At 69.5% G+C, this 14,955-nt stretch carries 16 protein-coding genes; 5 read left to right on the top strand and 11 right to left on the bottom strand.

Annotation, left to right across the window (positions count from 1 at the left end; all coding sequences use genetic code 11):
• Nucleotides 1–125: 125 nt before the first annotated feature.
• The 3 genes from DTA15_RS23825 (at nucleotide 126) to DTA15_RS23835 (ending at nucleotide 3,346) form a co-directional block, all read left to right on the top strand.
• A complete protein-coding gene (locus tag DTA15_RS23825) occupies nucleotides 126–1,589 on the top strand; it encodes a metallophosphoesterase family protein (RefSeq protein ID WP_006488720.1) in 1,464 nt (487 codons plus the stop codon).
• Nucleotides 1,590–1,657: 68 nt separating this feature from the next.
• Nucleotides 1,658–2,971 (top strand): cytochrome-c peroxidase, encoded by a 1,314-nt coding sequence (locus DTA15_RS23830; protein ID WP_370448168.1) that lies wholly within the window; start codon nucleotides 1,658–1,660, stop codon nucleotides 2,969–2,971.
• 96 nt (nucleotides 2,972–3,067) lie between these two features.
• Nucleotides 3,068–3,346, top strand: a complete 279-nt coding sequence (locus tag DTA15_RS23835; protein WP_006488718.1) for a CppA family protein — start codon at nucleotides 3,068–3,070, stop codon at nucleotides 3,344–3,346.
• Between the two features lie 84 nt (nucleotides 3,347–3,430).
• On the opposite strand, the gene DTA15_RS23840 is transcribed toward DTA15_RS23835, so the two are convergent.
• On the bottom strand, nucleotides 3,431–4,915 hold the full coding sequence (locus DTA15_RS23840; RefSeq protein ID WP_006488713.1) for an aminotransferase-like domain-containing protein: 1,485 nt from the start codon (nucleotides 4,913–4,915) through the stop codon (nucleotides 3,431–3,433).
• A gap of 212 nt (nucleotides 4,916–5,127) precedes the next feature.
• Here DTA15_RS23840 and DTA15_RS23845 point away from each other — a divergent pair, with 212 nt between their 5' ends.
• Nucleotides 5,128–5,478, top strand: a complete 351-nt coding sequence (locus tag DTA15_RS23845) for a hypothetical protein (RefSeq protein WP_006488712.1) — start codon at nucleotides 5,128–5,130, stop codon at nucleotides 5,476–5,478.
• Between the two features lie 108 nt (nucleotides 5,479–5,586).
• On the opposite strand, the gene DTA15_RS23850 is transcribed toward DTA15_RS23845, so the two are convergent.
• The 8 genes from DTA15_RS23850 to gtdA form a co-directional block, all read right to left on the bottom strand.
• On the bottom strand, nucleotides 5,587–6,009 hold the full coding sequence (locus DTA15_RS23850) for a DUF6691 family protein (RefSeq protein ID WP_006488715.1): 423 nt from the start codon (nucleotides 6,007–6,009) through the stop codon (nucleotides 5,587–5,589).
• 1 nt (nucleotide 6,010) lies between these two features.
• Nucleotides 6,011–6,445, bottom strand: a complete 435-nt coding sequence (locus DTA15_RS23855) for a YeeE/YedE family protein (protein ID WP_006488726.1) — start codon at nucleotides 6,443–6,445, stop codon at nucleotides 6,011–6,013.
• A complete protein-coding gene (locus DTA15_RS23860) occupies nucleotides 6,435–6,785 on the bottom strand; it encodes an ArsR/SmtB family transcription factor (protein ID WP_006488725.1) in 351 nt (116 codons plus the stop codon). Before DTA15_RS23860 ends, DTA15_RS23855 begins: the two co-directional genes overlap by 11 nt.
• Before the next feature lie 99 nt (nucleotides 6,786–6,884).
• Nucleotides 6,885–8,246: an MFS transporter gene (locus DTA15_RS23865; RefSeq protein WP_006488717.1), complete on the bottom strand. Its 1,362-nt coding sequence runs from the start codon at nucleotides 8,244–8,246 to the stop codon at nucleotides 6,885–6,887.
• An 80-nt stretch (nucleotides 8,247–8,326) separates the two neighbouring features.
• Nucleotides 8,327–9,535, bottom strand: coding sequence for a 3-hydroxybenzoate 6-monooxygenase (locus DTA15_RS23870; protein WP_006488721.1), 1,209 nt, complete (start codon nucleotides 9,533–9,535; stop codon nucleotides 8,327–8,329).
• A 32-nt stretch (nucleotides 9,536–9,567) separates the two neighbouring features.
• Complete coding sequence (maiA, locus tag DTA15_RS23875; RefSeq protein WP_006488711.1) at nucleotides 9,568–10,209, bottom strand: maleylacetoacetate isomerase; 642 nt, start codon at nucleotides 10,207–10,209, stop codon at nucleotides 9,568–9,570.
• A gap of 34 nt (nucleotides 10,210–10,243) precedes the next feature.
• Nucleotides 10,244–10,942: a fumarylacetoacetate hydrolase family protein gene (locus DTA15_RS23880; protein ID WP_006488722.1), complete on the bottom strand. Its 699-nt coding sequence runs from the start codon at nucleotides 10,940–10,942 to the stop codon at nucleotides 10,244–10,246.
• Nucleotides 10,943–11,029: 87 nt separating this feature from the next.
• On the bottom strand, nucleotides 11,030–12,073 hold the full coding sequence (gtdA, locus tag DTA15_RS23885) for a gentisate 1,2-dioxygenase (protein WP_006488719.1): 1,044 nt from the start codon (nucleotides 12,071–12,073) through the stop codon (nucleotides 11,030–11,032).
• A gap of 163 nt (nucleotides 12,074–12,236) precedes the next feature.
• On the opposite strand from gtdA, the gene DTA15_RS23890 reads away from it, so the two are divergent.
• Entirely contained in the window at nucleotides 12,237–13,181 is a 945-nt protein-coding gene (locus tag DTA15_RS23890; protein WP_006488716.1) for a LysR substrate-binding domain-containing protein, read from the top strand.
• A gap of 50 nt (nucleotides 13,182–13,231) precedes the next feature.
• Here DTA15_RS23890 and DTA15_RS23895 read toward each other — a convergent pair whose 3' ends face one another.
• Together DTA15_RS23895 and DTA15_RS23900 are read right to left on the bottom strand one after the other, a co-directional pair.
• Entirely contained in the window at nucleotides 13,232–14,500 is a 1,269-nt protein-coding gene (locus tag DTA15_RS23895) for an NAD(P)/FAD-dependent oxidoreductase (RefSeq protein WP_012493272.1), read from the bottom strand.
• Nucleotides 14,497–14,730 carry a 2Fe-2S iron-sulfur cluster-binding protein gene (locus tag DTA15_RS23900; protein ID WP_006491351.1) on the bottom strand — a complete coding sequence of 78 codons (234 nt, stop codon included), beginning with the start codon at nucleotides 14,728–14,730 and terminating at the stop codon, nucleotides 14,497–14,499. The genes DTA15_RS23895 and DTA15_RS23900 overlap by 4 nt, the downstream gene beginning before the upstream one ends.
• Nucleotides 14,731–14,955 lie beyond the last annotated feature (225 nt).

Raw genomic sequence — 14,955 nt, forward strand, 5'->3', positions numbered from 1 at the left:
GTGCTGCTTCAAGCCGGCTTGAAGTCAAGGCCGGCCCGTGCGCGCCTGCGTCGCGCCCCGTTTTTCACATTTCTTACATTCGCGCTGCGTATCGTTGACGACTTTCCTACGGTGCCTCCCCTCCCATGCGACGATTCCTCACGCGCGCGCTGCTCGTACGTTGCGCCCCTCTGGTTGCCCTCGCCACGCTGTCCGCGTGCTCGAATCACATCGATACGCCGGACGATCCGGCCAGCGTGTCGGCCAACGTCCAGGCCGCATGGGTCGAGATCGGCGATGCGAACCAGGCGATCGCGCGCGTCATCACGAACTACACGCCCGCGTCGGCCAGCGATCCGCTGTGCCCGCAGTTGACCGTCGACGGCAAGCTGTCGCGCATGACGCTGCGCGCAGCCGCGGCGACCGTCGCCCAGCGGACGACCGCCAGCGACCCGGCCGATTCGAAACCATCGAGCTTCCCGGTGTCCGTCTGCGAGGCGACGCTGCCGGCCGGCGCGCAGGCGGCGAGCGTCGCGGGCCGCACGCTGCCGCTGCCGAAAGCGCAGCCGCAGCGCATCGCGATCATCGCCGACACGGGTTGCCGGATGAAGAAGGCCGACAACGCCTGGCAGGCGTGCAACGATGCCGCGGTCTGGCCGCTCGACACCATCGCGGCCAGCGTCGCGAAGCTGTCGCCGGATCTCGTGCTGCACGTCGGCGACTACCACTATCGCGAAAACGCATGCCCGCCGGACATCGCCGGCTGCAAGGACAGCCCGTGGGGCTACGGCTGGGATACGTGGCAGGCCGACCTGTTCCGCCCGGCCGCGCCGTTGCTCGCGAAGGCGCCGTGGGTCGTCGTGCGCGGCAATCACGAGGAATGCGCGCGGGCCGGCCAGGGCTGGTTCCGCTTCCTCGACCCGCGCCCGTATTCGGCCGCACGCTCGTGCGACGATCCGGCCAACGACAACAACGCGAACTATTCGGAACCCTATGCGGTGTCGCTCGGCGGCGGCTCGCAGGTGATCGTGTTCGATACCGCGAAGGTCGGCCGCACGCCGCTCAAGACGACCGACGCACAGTTCGGCATCTACCAGAAACAATTCCAGACGGTCGCATCGCTCGCGTCGAAGGCCGGCATGACGACGACGATCTTCACGAACCATCATCCGATCCTCGCGTTCGCGCCGATCGCCGGCAGCACGCCCGCGCCGGGCAACCTCGCGCTGCAATCGGTGATGTCGAGCCTCAACGCGCAGGCGTACTACCCGCCGGGCGTGCACGTCGCGCTGCATGGCCACGTGCATGATTTCCAGGCGATCAACTTCTCGTCCGGGCACCCGGCGACGATCGTGTCCGGCAACGGCGGCGACAACCTCGACGTCGCGCTGCCCGACCCGTTCCCGGCCGGCCTGACGCCCGCGCCGGGCGCCGTGATCGAGCGGCTGTCGCACAACAACAGCTTCGGTTTCCTGATCATGGAGCGCAACGCGGCACCGGCGACGGGCTGGGTGTTCCATGCGTATTCGGCGGCCGGCAAGCTACTCGCGTCGTGCAACCAGTCGGGCACGACGCTCGCCTGCGACAAGACGGGATTCATCGCGCCGTGAGTAAAGCAGTTCGATGTGAAGGCCACGGCGTACGCGGCCGGCGGACGCTGCACGCGCTTGCCGCCACCCTGTTCGCCGGCCTGACGCTCACGGCCCACGCCGCGCCTGCGGAAACGGTCCTGCTTCCGGGCGCACCGCCGTCGCGCGTCGTCGACACGATCGGCAACGGCACGCCGCAGGTGACCGGCAAGATCGACGCGGCCACCGCGCGCTTCGCGCCGGACCCGATGCTCGTCGCGCTCGGCCGCCGAATCTTCTTCGACCCGCGGCTGTCCGAGCCGCGCGGTATGTCCTGCGCGGGTTGCCACGATCCGGGCCGCGCGTTCGCGCCGACGCTGTCGGCCGCATCGCTCGCGGGGCCCGGCGTGCCGGAAGGCAGCCGGCCCGGGCGCTTCAGCCAGCGCAATGCGCCGTCGCTGCTGTATGTGCGCTACGTGCCGCGCCGCCACTTCTACCAGGACGACGATGCGCCCGCGCCGTCGCCGTTCGGCGGCCTGTTCAGCGACGGCCGCGCGGATACGCTCGCCGAGCAGATCCGCGGGCCGCTGTTCGATCCGAACGAGATGAACAACCGGTCGCCGGCCGCGCTGCTGCGCAAGGTCAACGCGACCGAACTCGCGCCCGATCTCGCCGCACGCTTCGGCGCGCCGGTGCGGCGCGATCCCGAACAATTGGTGCGTGCGCTGGGCTCGGCCGTCGAAGCCTACCTGCAGAGCGACGAGATGGCGCCGTTCACGTCGCGCTTCGATGCGTTCCTGCGCACGCGCAAGCCGCTCGCGCCGGCCGAGATGCGCGGCCTCGCGCTGTTCAGGAATCCGGACAAGGGCAATTGCATGACCTGCCACACGCTGTCGGACACGTCGAGCCGCCCGGAACGCTCGCTGTTCACCGATTTCGGCTACGACGCGATCGCGGTGCCGCGCAACCGCGCGCTGCCGGCGAACCGCGACCCGCGCCATTTCGACAACGGGCTATGCGACACCGCGCGGCGGCTGCGCTGGCCCGAACCGACGCAATGGTGCGGCTACCTGCGCACGCCCGGGCTGCGCAACGTCGCGGTCAAGCAGACGTTCATGCACAACGGCGTGTTCACGACGCTGCGCGACGCGGTCGCGTTCTACAACACGCGCTCGACCGATCCCGGCTTCTGGTATCACGGCGCCAAGACGTTCGACGACGTGCCGGCCGCCTATCGCGGCAACATCAACGTCAACTCGACGCCGATGAACCGCCGGCCCGGCACGCCACCCGCGCTGACCGACGCGGAAATCGACGACATCGTCGCGTTCCTCGGCACGCTGACCGACGCGCGCTATACGGGCCGCGCCGCCCCGACCGCCCCCGCCGCCCGGATCACGCGCGCCGCCGCGCCGGTGCGCTGACCCTGGCCGAACGGCCAGCCGACGCGCGCCCGCTTGCGGTTACCGCAAACACTGGTTATATTTACAGTACTGTATTTATGAACAGTGAGGTGCGCGATGGAACATCTGGTCCGTATCGTCAACGACACCGATCGCCAAGTGCTGGCGTGGCTGCGTGCCCAGGTCGGCGATGCCCGCGTCGAGCGCGCGGCACGTCAGCTCGGGCATACGCGCAAGCCCTTTCCGTCGGCCGTGTGCCGATATCTGGGCATGAGCGCGCCGGCAACGCTGCGGCCTGCCGCCGCCCGGCCGCGCGCGGCACGCGATTTCTCGGTGGGCGATCGCTACCTGTCGCTGATTCGCCAGCACCTCGCCACGCACACGGTCGGCCGATGAAATGGCGGCGGCTCGCCGCTTCGGTCCCGCGTCCGGCCGGCGCACTCGCGTATTCGCAAGTCCGGCCGGCCGCCGCCGTCGCGCTTACGCGGCCGCCATGGCTTCCCGTACGAGGCGGCCGAGCGTGTCGAACGCTGCCTCGTGCACCGCATCGAATACGCGCGTGCAGGCGAGCCGGATATAGCCGTCGAAACGGTCCGAATTCGAGAAGATCGAACCGGGCGCGATCTTGACGCCATGTGCCAGCGCGGCGTCGAACAACGCATCGGAGCGCACGCCTTCCGGCAGCGCGATCCACAGCAGCATCCCGCCCGGCGGCTGGTTCATCCGCGTGCCGGCCGGGAAATGCCGCGCAATCGCGTCGATCGTCACGTCGCGCTGCACGCGCAGCTGTTCGCGGAACCGGTGCAGGTGCCGATCGAACGCGCCCGAGCCCACGAATTCGGCCGCCACCGCCTGCAGCAGCGCGGCGTTGTGCCGGCTGTGCGCGAATTTCAGCATCCTCACGCGCGCATGCCAGCGGCCCGCACTCATCCAGCCGAGCCGCATCCCGGGCGCCAGCACCTTGTTGAACGACGGGCAATAGATCACCGTGCCGTCGCAATCCCATGCCTTGACCGGCCTGACCGCGTGCGGCGCCTCGACGAGCTCGCGATAAGGCTCGTCCTCGATCACGGCCACACCGTGGCGCGAGCACAGCGCGACGAGCGCGGCCTTGCGCTCGTCGGGCATCACGCAGCCGAGCGGGTTTTGCAGGTTCGGCACGACGACCACGGCCCGGATGTCCGGATAGGCTGCCAGCGCCACGTCGAGCGCCTCGATCGACAGGCCCGTCGTCGGGCTTGCCGGGATTTCGAGTGCCCGCAGGCCGAGGCTTTCGAGCAGCTGGATCAGCCCGAAGAAGGCCGGCGATTCGATCGCGATCGTGTCGCCGGGCCGCGCGACCGCACGCAGCGCGAGATTCACCGCGTCGACGCCGCCGCTCGTCGACATCACGTCGTCCGGCGTCAGCGTCACACCGTAGGACAACGCGCGTTTGGCCATCGTCTGCCGGAATTCGGGCGAACCGCCGACGGGCCCCGCATCGGTCAGCAACGTGGGTTTGCGCCGCAGCAGCCGGATCGCCAGCGCCTGCAGGCGCTCGGTCGGATACAGCGCGGCATGCGCGGAGGCGCCGCCGAGATTCAGCGCATCGGTCGCCGCGTTCGCACGGTCGATCACGCGCGAGACGCGTTCGTGCAGCCCCGCGAACGGCGGCTCGACACTCAGCGGCGGCCCGTCGCTTTCCGGCAGCGTGTCGAGCATGGCCGCCGCGCGGCGGCGCACGAAGTAACCCGAACGCGGTTTCGCATCGCACCAGCCCGTATCCTCGAGCCGCCGGAACGCCTGGATCGCGGTCGACAGGCTCACGCCGTGCTGCGCCATGCACGCACGGACCGACGGCATCCGGTCGCCGGGCGACAGCGTGCCGGCCGCGATGATGCGGCGGTAATGTTCGGCGAGCCGTTCGTAAAGCGGCTCGCCGTCCATCGGCAAAGGCGTACGGGAAGCGTCGGCGAAAGGCGTCATGCGGACCATCGTGCCCGTGCCCCATCGCGCACGCCAGATACAGATTCGAGGGAAACCCACCGATACAGCAGCGCGAAACCGCCGCCTGCACCGCAACAGATTCCCGTCCCCTGAATCTGTCGTGCGCGCGTCCGTTTCCCTAACCTGATTGCACGCTGTCGCCTCGTCGTCGCGAGGCCGCGCAACCGGAGCAACCGGGAAAAGGAATCGCCATGCGGACGCAACACCTCCGGCTCGACGCCGGGCAAAGCCACTTTGCGTGGTTCGACAAGGGCAGTCAGCTGATCGTGCTGGATGGCGCGCTGGCGGTCACGCTGCGCCACGGCGGGCTCGACTGGCTACCCGATGCACCGCAATACATTCGCCGCGAACTCGACGAGGGCGAATGCCTGACGCTCGAAACCGCCGGTCACGTCGCGCTGTCGGCTGGCGGCCGCGGCGTGGTCAGCACGGCGATCGTGGCCCCCTCGGGCCGAAGCAGCATGCTCGCGGTGTGGCGCGACATCCTGCGCCGACTGGCCGGGCGACTGCACGGCGGCCGGCACGTGAACGAGCATGTCTGACATCGCGGCTTGCCCGCCGTGAGCCACGCCGGAAAGTCACCGCATCATCGCGGTGACCGATGCACCCGTGATGTTCCGTGCAATCGTGCCAAGCGAACGTCCCGCGCGTCACCGCCCGTTCCGCCAGCGCTCGATCCACTCGAACAACGCCATCCCGGCCAGCATCGCGACGACGAACCCGATCCCCTTGGCCGACCCGAAGCCGATCGACACGATCGCGGGCCCCGGGCAGAACCCGGCAATTCCCCAGCCGATGCCGAACGCCGCACTTCCCGCGACCAGGCGCACGGTAATCGTCCGCACCGCCGGCAGTTGCATCGGCAGGCCGAGCCAAGAGCGGGTCCGGCGCTTCGCCCACGCGAACGCGAACACCGCAACACCGGTCGCGCCCGCCATCACGAACGCGAGCGACGGATCCCAGCGGCCCGCCAGGTCGAGAAAACCGAGCACCTTCTGCGGATCGGCCATGCCCGACACGATCAGGCCGACGCCGAACAGCAACCCCGCCAGAAACGCGAATCCTGCCTGCATGTCAGCCTCCCGCCACGTGCAGCCGCACGAAGACGGTCGCGAAGCCCGCGACCATGAAGGTCGCCGTCGCGACCACCGAACGCAGCGCCCCGCGCGACATCCCGCATACGCCGTGACCGCTCGTGCAGCCGCCCGCGTACCGCGTGCCGATCCCGACCAGCAGCCCGGCCGCGAGCAGTTCAGGCCAACCGGCGTCGATCCGGGGCGTCAGGCTGCTCCCGGCGACGTGCATCGCAACGGGCGCAACGATCATCCCGGCGATGAACGCGACGCGCCAGCCGCGCTCCGCGCCGCCCGCGGCGAGCAAACCGCCGACGATCCCGCTGATGCCGGCGATCCGGCCGTTGAGCGCGACGAGCCACGCGGCCGCGAGCCCGATCAGCACGCCACCGGCCAGCGACAGCCACGGCGTGAAATGAAGCGCATCAACCTGCATCGCGCGCCTCCTTCGCGGTCGCCCCGCAGAACTGCTCGTACAGCACGCCCATCACCGCGACCACGGCCGGACTGTCGAGCGAATAGCGGATGGTCTTGCCTTCCCGGCGGGTACGAACCAGCGCGTTGTCGCGCAACACGCCGAGCTGCTGCGACAGCGTCGGTTGATGGATGTCCAGTCGCGCCTCGAGATCGCTCACGCAGCACTCGCCCTGCGACAGTTCGCACAGCAGCAGCAGCCGGTCGGGATTCGACATGACCTTGAGGAGCGCGCAGGCCGATTCGGCGGCGGCGCGCATCTGGTCGGGCGCGGGCAGCCCGGCGGGGAGATCGTCGTTCATCGGAGCGGGAATACGATTAAGGAATGGACATTATATCCATTTATATAATGTTGTATCCCGCTGCTTGCCGGACCGGCAATCCGGCCGCCCCTCCTTCGATCAGGCCTGCCTGCCCGCCATCCCGTCGGCGGCCGCCGCGCGTACCACACCCGCGCGCACCACGCCGAGCGCCAGCACCGCGAGCGCCGCGATCACGCATGGCGCGGCAACGACGGCGAACGCGGTCGACAGCGGCACGCCCATCGCCAGCATCGCGCCGCCCGCCATCGAGCCGACCACCGAGCCGCCGCGACCGATCCCGTTCGCCCAGCTCACGCCGGTCGTCCGGCACTCGGTCGGATAGAACGCGGCCGATAGCGCGTTCGCCCCCACCTGCGAGCCGGATACGCAGAAGCCGGCGGCGAACACCGCGAGCGCGGCACCCCACGGCGACGCGGCGAACACGCCGATCGCCGCGACGCACGCACCGGCCGCCGCATAGCTGCAGGCCAGCACGCGATGCGGATCGAAGCGGTCCATCAGCCAGCCGAGAATGATCGCGCCGAGCGTGCCGCCGACCTGGAACATCGCGGTCACGCGCGCGGCCGTCTGCAGCGTCGCGCCAGTCGTGCGCAGCAGCGTCGGCAGCCAGCTCGACAGCAGGTAAATGACCAGCAGGCTCATGAAGAACGTGAGCCACAGCAGCAGCGTGCCGCGCAGCAGGTCGGCGGCGAACAGCCGGCCGAGCGGCGACCCGACCGGCTTTCCGGCGGGCGCGATGAACGACGCATGCGCGAGATGCGGATCCGGTGCGATACGGCCGAGCATCGTCGCGATCCGCGCTGACGGCGCGCCCTGGTTGACGAGATAGCGCACCGACTCCGGCAGTCGCCACGCGAGCAGCGGCAGGAGCAGCAGCGGCGCCGCGCCGCCGACGACCAGCACCGCGCGCCAGCCGTGGTGCTCGATCAGCGACGCGGCCGCGAGCCCGCCGAGCGCGGAACCGATCGTGAAGCCGCAGAACATCGTCGTCACGAGCAGCGAGCGACGGCGCGCCGGGCAGTATTCGGACGTCAGCGTGATCGCATTCGGCATCGCGCCGCCGAGCCCGAGCCCGGTCACGAAGCGCCACACGATCAGCTCGGTCAGGCTACCCGCGCTCGCCGACGCGGCACTCGCGATGCCGAAGCACGCGACGCACGCGAGCAGCAGGCGCTTGCGGCCGAACCGGTCGCCGAACGGCCCGAACACGAGCGCGCCGGCCATCAGCCCGGCCAACCCCGCGCCGAATACCGGCGCGAGCCGCGCGGGCGACAAGCCCCATTCCGCGCGGATGACGGGTGCGATGAACCCGATCGACGCGGTATCGAATCCGTCGATCGCGACGATCAGAAAGCACAGGACGACGATCGCGGCCTGAAACGGCGCAATGCGATGCCGGTCGATCCATTCGCTGACGTCGATGGACAGCGTATCGGCCATGATGGTGTCTCCTCCAGGAAGGCGGCGCGCGTCGTCTGTCGTTGAAATGCGCGCCGCCGGAATCGGGCTGAACGGGTGCGCTATGCGGCCGTCTTCAGGCAATCCTCCGCACGCCAGCCGTGCAGCCAGTCGAGCGCGTCGTAGAACTGCGCGTCGGTGCGCCCGACCCACAGCCCGTTGCGCACCTGCCGCTCGACGCCCTTCGCGTGGTAGATCCGCCCCATCTCGCGCGCCGAATACAGCACGCGTGCGGTGCGTGGAATCCGCACGCGTTCGTACAGCGCGAACGCGGCCTCGAAATCGCCGTCGGTCTGCGCAACGGCCGCGCCGAGCGTCACCGCGTCCTCGAGCGCCTGGCACGCGCCCTGCGCGATGTATTGCGTCATCGGATGCGCGGCGTCGCCGAGCACCGTCGCGCGGCCCGCGCTCCAGCGCTCGACCGGATCGCGATCGGCGGTCGCCCAGCGCTTCCATGACGTCGGCCGGTCGAGCATCTGTTTCGGCAGCGGATGGATGCCGTCGAAGTACGACAGCACTTCTTCCTTGCTGCCGTCGCGCACGCCCCAGGTCTCCTGCTCGCGGCTGTGGAACGTGACGACCAGGTTGTACTGGCGCCCGCCGCGCAGCGGATAGTGAACCAGATGGCAATGCGGGCCGGCCCATACGACCGGCGCATTGATCTGCAAATCCTTCGGCATGTTGTCGACCTCGACCACCGCGCGATACACGACATGGCCCGTCACGCGATGCGCATCGCCGATCAGCGCCTGACGGATCGCGGATTTCACGCCGTCGCAGCCGATCACCGCGTCGGCACGATAGCGTTCGCCGTGCTGGTCGATCACGGTCACGCCGTTGCCGTCCTGCTCGAACCCGCACACCTGCGTGCTCGTCCGGAATTCGATCAGCGGGTGATCCTTGACCGCCTCGTAGATCGACAGGTGAATGTCCGCGCGATGAATCACCGCATACGGATTGCCGAAACGGTCGCGATACGCGGCGCCCGTATCGATGCGCGCGACCTCGCGTGCATCGATCGCATCCATCAGTTGCAGCCAGTCGGTCAACACCGCGCGACCGCGCGCTGCCTCGCCGACACCCAGCGCATCGAGCGCGTTGAACGCGTTCGCGGCGAGCTGGATGCCCGCACCGATCTCGCCGATCCGTTCTGCCTGTTCGAGCAGCTTCACGCGAATGCCCTGACGCGCGAGCGCCAGCGCCGTCGCGAGCCCGCCGATACCGCCGCCGATCACGAGTACGCGCCGGCCGTCGTTGATTGTCTCGCCCATGTTCGTCTCCTGCGTCTATGACGCGATTCGTGTTACGCGACGTAGTCCGGTTGCCGCTGCGGTTGCGCGGCCTCGAACGCCGGTTCGTGCCGCGCGTGCTCGACCACCGCGAGGCAGCGCGGATACGCGCTCAGGTCGCAATCCATCCGCAACGCGTTCGCGACCTGCGGCACCAGGCACACGTCGGCCAGCGTCGGCGCATCGCCGAAACACCACGGGCCCGCGTTCGCGCGGGCCAGCAGCCGCTCGACGCCGGCCATCCCTTCCGCGACCCAGTGCCGGTACCACGCACTCTTCTGTTGCGGCGTGACCTTCAGCTCGCTGTCGAGATAGCGCAGCACGCGCAGGTTGTTGACCGGATGGATGTCGCACGCGATCAGCGCGGCGAGTTCCAGCACGCGCGCCCGGCGCCGCGGTTCGAGCGGAATCAGCCGAGGCGTCGGCTGGATCTGGTCGAGGTAATCGAGGATCGCGAGCGACTGGCCGAGACGGAAATCGTCGTCGGTCAGCGCCGGCACCGCGGCCGACGGGTTCACCTGCGCGATGTAATCGGCGTCGCGATGCTCGCCGGTGCGGATGTTCACCGGCAGCGTGTCGTACGGCAGCCCTTTCAGCGCGAGCGCGATGCGCACCCGGTAGGAAGTCGAACTGTTGAAGAAGCTATGCAGTTGCACGATGTGACCTTTCGAGGAAAGCGACGAACGGGCGTCAGACCACACGCACGGTCAGCTCGCCGAGACGCTCGACGCCGACCTTCATCACGTCGCCCGCGACCACCGGCCCGACCCCTTCGGGCGTGCCGGTAAAGATCACGTCGCCCGGTTCGAGGCGGAAGAACTTCGACAGGTCGGCCACCGTTTCCGCGACCGACCAGATCAGGTGCGACACGTCGCTCTTCTGCCTGGTCGCGCCGTTGACGGTCAGCCACAGGCCGCCCTGCTCGACGTGTCCGACGTCGCTCGCCCGATGCACGGGCCCGAGCGGCGCCGAACGGTCGAACGCCTTGCCGATTTCCCACGGCCGCCCCATCTCGCGCATCTTCATCTGCAGGTCGCGGCGCGTCATGTCGAGGCCCACCGCATAGCCCCACACGTGGTCGAGCGCGCGTTCGAGCGGAATGTCCGAACCGCCCTTGCCGATCACCGCGACGAGTTCGGCTTCGTAGTGATAGTTCTGCGTCTGCGACGGATACGCGAGATCGAGCGTCTCGCCGTACGCCACCGGCACGATCGAATCGGCGGGCTTGCAGAAGAAGAACGGCGGCTCGCGATCGGGATCGAAGCCCATCTCGCGCGCATGGGCCGCGTAGTTGCGGCCGACGCAATAGACGCGGCGAACCGCAAATCGGGCATCGCTGCCGGCAACGGGCAGCGCTACCGGCGCTTCGGGCGGGAATACGAAAGTCATGAACGGCTCCAGCGTAGACATGAATGAAGGGGCGCGCGCCGCGACTTCGGCGGCGCGCGGAAAACGGATCGTGGACGGCCGTCGGCGTCAGTCGCGCGCTTCGCGCAGCAGGTTCAGCGCGGACAGCACGGGCCGGTCGGAATAGCTGAACAGCACGCTGTCGGACGACGCCGACAGCCGCACCGGCGCCCACGACGGCGCGACGAAGATGTCGTGCGGCGCGAACGCGAACGCCTGGTCGCCGATCAGCGCGGCGCCGCGGCCTTCGACGACGCAATAGATCGTCGCGTCGGTGCTGCGATACGTGCGGCCGTCGAAGCCCGCGGGCAGGAACTGCATGAAGGTGGCGATGGTCGGCATCGGCCAGCCGCCCGTCGCGGGGTTCACGTAGCGCAGCTTCACGCCGTCCCACGCATCGAGTTCGCCGTTCCGGTACAGCGCGTCGAGCGCCTCGCGGCTGCGCGCATACGGATAGCTGAACACCGGCGACGTCGGATCGCTCACGCGATGCCGCACCGGCACCATGTTGTGACCGAAGCGCGCGAAGCTGTCGCCTTCCGGACGATTCACCGGCTGCACGGCTTCCGGGAAGTTCTCCGCGAAACCGGCGTCGAGGTGCGCGAGCAGCGGGATGTCGAGCCCGTCGAGCCACACGACCGGCTCGCCGCCGTCTTCCACCGACGGATTGCCGTGGTCGTGCCACGCCCACGACGGCGTGATGATGAAGTCGCCGGGATGCATCGTCGTGCGCTCGCCGTTCACGGCCGTCCACGCGCCGCGCCCTTCGACGATGAAACGCAGCGCCGACTGCGTATGACGGTGGCTCGGCGCGATCTCGCCCGGCAGGATCAGCTGCAGCCCCGCGTACAGGCTCGGCGTCATGCTCGACTTGCCCGGCAGCCCAGGGTTCTCGAGCACCAGCACGCGACGCACCGCTTCTTCGGCGCTGATCACGCTGCCGGCCTGCATCACGAGGTCGCGTATCTGTGCGTACTTCCAGATCGCGGCCTGCGCGGCCGGCTGCGGCGAGGTCGGCACGAGGTTGTGCAGCGATTCCCACAGCGGCGCCAGGCGCTGCTCGGCGATTCGTGCGTAGTAAGCGGCGCGTGTCGCGTCCGGATGGGTCGTCATGATGTCTCCTGCGGGTCGGCCGATCGGGTCGGCGCTATGTCGGGGCGGGGACCGTACTGCAGTCCGTCAGCAGATTTATATTCGACGCAGACATACCCGGTAAAATGGTCAAATCATCTGATCCATATATTTCTGGATATACCTACCTGCAACGAGGCATGCAATGGACTGGACCCACCGGCTGCGGCTGCGGCATCTGCAGGTACTGTTGAGCCTGGCCGGCACCGGCAATCTGAGCCAGTCGGCGGTCGCGCTCGCGACCACGCAGCCGGCGCTGTCGAAATGGCTGAAGGAGCTGGAAGAGGATGTCGGGCTGCCGCTGTTCGAGCGGCATGCGCGCGGGCTGCGGCCGACGCCTTACGGCGAAGCGCTGATCGAGCACGCGCGCCGCGTCGAAGCGCAGCTCGACATCGCGCGCGACGACATGGCCGCGTTGCGCGAAGGCGGCAGCGGCCTCGTGACGATCGGCACGTCGGGCGTCGCGGCGGCCGACACGGTGCCGTTCGCGGTGTCGCAGCTGCTGAAACGCATGCCGCGCGCGCAGGTGCGGCTCACCGAAAGCACGATGAACCAGCTGATGCCGCAGCTCGCGCGCAGCGAACTCGATATCGTCGTCGGCCGTTCGGGTTCGACGTCCGTCGATCCGCTGCTGCATGCCGAAGCGTTGTACGTCGATCCGGTCGTGTTCGTCGCGCGGCCCGACCACGCACTGGCCGGCGCGACGTCGCTCGGCTGGGACGACGTGCTCGCCTATCCGTGGATCGTGTGGCCGGCGGGCACGCCCGTCCACAATGCGCTGGAAGCCGCGCTGCACGCCGCCGGCCGCGCGCAGCCGCCGCACTGCGTCGAATCGAATTCTTCGATCCTGAACCTCACGCTGCTGAACAACACCGATCTGCTCGGCGTCGCGTCGCACCGCGCCGCGCGGCGCTTCGCGCAACTGAACGCGATCCGCATCCTGCCGATGGAACTCGAGGGTCAGGGCGCGGTATCGATGTACTGGCACCCCGACAGCGCGAACCGCGCGGCCGTGGCCGCGACGATCGAGTGTCTGCGCGCCTGTGCGGCGCCGCAGGTTGGCGGATGGGAGAAAGTGAAGGTGGAATGAAAGGCGCGGCCCGGCGCGAACCGGACCGCTTCACCGCGACGCCGCACGCATCATGCGCCGTCGCAGGGCCCCGTACCGTCGAGCATAAGCGTGCCGACCCGCGCGGGCACGAGCGGCGTGCGCGGCGCCGGCGGCGTCCAGCCGAACAGCGCCTGCGCGGCCGCGCCGCACACGCGGCCCTGGCATGCGCCCATCCCGCAACGCGACTGCAGTTTGGCGACCGTCCAGCCCGGTTCCCGCGCGACCGCATCGAACCGCACGTCTTCGCAACGACACAGCAGCGTGTCGGCTCGCGCGAGCCGGCGGATCGGCTCGCGGATCGCGAAGCGCTCGCGCACGGCATCCGCGAATGCCTGCCAGCGCGCGCGGCGTGCGACCAGCGCGGCCAGTCGGTCGGTCTGCCCGGTCGCCGCATAGCCGGCGATTTCGCCTTCGACCATCGCCAGCTCGCTGCCGCCGACACCCGTGCACTCGCCCGCCGCGAAATACCCGTCGCGACTCGTGCGCTGGTGTGCGTCGACCGCCACCGCGCCGTGCTCGATCCGGCAGCCGAGATGACGCGGCAGCACGGTATTCGGCACGAGGCCGAAGCCGCACGCGAGCCGGTCGCAGTCGACGTCGAATTCGCGATCGCCCTGGCGAATCCGCACGCGTTCGAGCCGCTGGTCGCCGAATGCCTCGACGACGTACGCAGCCGGCCGATAGGCAGCCGTGACGAGCTTCGCGGCCTGCGCGAGCTTCGACGGCCAGCGCCACAGCCCCGCGCCGAAGCCAGCGACGTCGCCCCATGCGGCCTGTTCGAGCACGTGCGACACGCGTGCGCCGGCGTGCCGGGCCGTCGCCGCGCTCGCCAGCAGCAGCGGCCCGCTGCCCGCGATCACCGTGCGCTGCCCGCGCACGTCCAACCCGTACTTGATCAGCGCCTGCAAGCCGCCGGCGCCGGTCACGCCCGGCAGCGTCCAGCCCGGAAACGGCAGCAGCAGCTCGCGCGCGCCGCAGCAGAGAATCAGCGTCCGGAAATCGAGCAGCAGCCCGCGTTCGTCGTCCTCGAGCAGCAGCGTGCCCGGCTGCGTTTCGGCGACGATGCGCGTCGCCGCGAGATGCGTGACGTTCGGCTGCCGCAGCACGGCAAGGCGTTCGGCGGCGGCCGGCGTCGGTGCGGACGCTGCCGGCTGCCGCCAGATCTGCCCGCCCGCGCGCGGGTTGTCGTCGACGATCGCAACCGTCGCGCCGCTGCGCGCGGCGGCTCGTGCGGCCGACAGCCCGGCCGGGCCCGCGCCGACGATCGCGACGTCGACGCTCAATCGTTCCTGATTCATCGCGTGCGCTCCACCTGCATGCCGTCGCGGCACAGCGTCTGGCACGCCAGCCGGCGCCGGCCGTCGATCGTCATCCGGCATTCCTGGCAGATGCCCATTCCGCAAAACGGCGCACGCGCCGCACCCGTGCACGACACGCGCGTCATGTCGTCGCCGCTCGCCGCGACGGCGGCCGCGACGGTCGCGCCGTCGGCCACCGTCAGCGCGCGGCCGTCCAGATGAATGATCATGTCAGCCTCCGCCGGGCCGCCCCAAGGAGGCTGACCGCCCCCGCGGGGGGCAGCGAACAAAGTGAGCGTGGGGGTCGTTTCATCTCAGCCTCCGCCGGGCCGCCGCAAGGGCGTAGCAGGGAATTCGCAGCGCATCGCTCTGCGCCTGCGTAGCCGGCCGGCTTTGCAAAGCCGGCCGTGGGCGGCTGACGGCCCCCGCCGGAGGCACCTTGCATGGGACCGGCG

This window comes from Burkholderia cenocepacia, assembly GCF_900446215.1.
Lineage (GTDB): Bacteria > Pseudomonadota > Gammaproteobacteria > Burkholderiales > Burkholderiaceae > Burkholderia > Burkholderia cenocepacia.

Excerpts from the sequence above, each read along its gene's own strand:
- DTA15_RS23835 (WP_006488718.1), top strand. The coding sequence starts at position 3,068 with ATGGAACATCTGGTCCGTATCGTCAACGACACCGATCGCCAAGTGCTG.
- DTA15_RS23855 (WP_006488726.1), bottom strand. The coding sequence starts at position 6,445 with ATGCAGGTTGATGCGCTTCATTTCACGCCGTGGCTGTCGCTGGCCGGT.
- DTA15_RS23865 (WP_006488717.1), bottom strand. The coding sequence starts at position 8,246 with ATGGCCGATACGCTGTCCATCGACGTCAGCGAATGGATCGACCGGCAT.
- DTA15_RS23825 (WP_006488720.1), top strand. The coding sequence starts at position 126 with ATGCGACGATTCCTCACGCGCGCGCTGCTCGTACGTTGCGCCCCTCTG.
- DTA15_RS23860 (WP_006488725.1), bottom strand. The coding sequence starts at position 6,785 with ATGAACGACGATCTCCCCGCCGGGCTGCCCGCGCCCGACCAGATGCGC.
- DTA15_RS23900 (WP_006491351.1), bottom strand. The coding sequence starts at position 14,730 with ATGATCATTCATCTGGACGGCCGCGCGCTGACGGTGGCCGACGGCGCG.
- gtdA (WP_006488719.1), bottom strand. The coding sequence starts at position 12,073 with ATGACGACCCATCCGGACGCGACACGCGCCGCTTACTACGCACGAATC.
- DTA15_RS23895 (WP_012493272.1), bottom strand. The coding sequence starts at position 14,500 with ATGAATCAGGAACGATTGAGCGTCGACGTCGCGATCGTCGGCGCGGGC.
- DTA15_RS23850 (WP_006488715.1), bottom strand. The coding sequence starts at position 6,009 with ATGCAGGCAGGATTCGCGTTTCTGGCGGGGTTGCTGTTCGGCGTCGGC.
- DTA15_RS23870 (WP_006488721.1), bottom strand. The coding sequence starts at position 9,535 with ATGGGCGAGACAATCAACGACGGCCGGCGCGTACTCGTGATCGGCGGC.
- DTA15_RS23840 (WP_006488713.1), bottom strand. The coding sequence starts at position 4,915 with ATGACGCCTTTCGCCGACGCTTCCCGTACGCCTTTGCCGATGGACGGC.
- DTA15_RS23890 (WP_006488716.1), top strand. The coding sequence starts at position 12,237 with ATGGACTGGACCCACCGGCTGCGGCTGCGGCATCTGCAGGTACTGTTG.
- DTA15_RS23880 (WP_006488722.1), bottom strand. The coding sequence starts at position 10,942 with ATGACTTTCGTATTCCCGCCCGAAGCGCCGGTAGCGCTGCCCGTTGCC.
- DTA15_RS23845 (WP_006488712.1), top strand. The coding sequence starts at position 5,128 with ATGCGGACGCAACACCTCCGGCTCGACGCCGGGCAAAGCCACTTTGCG.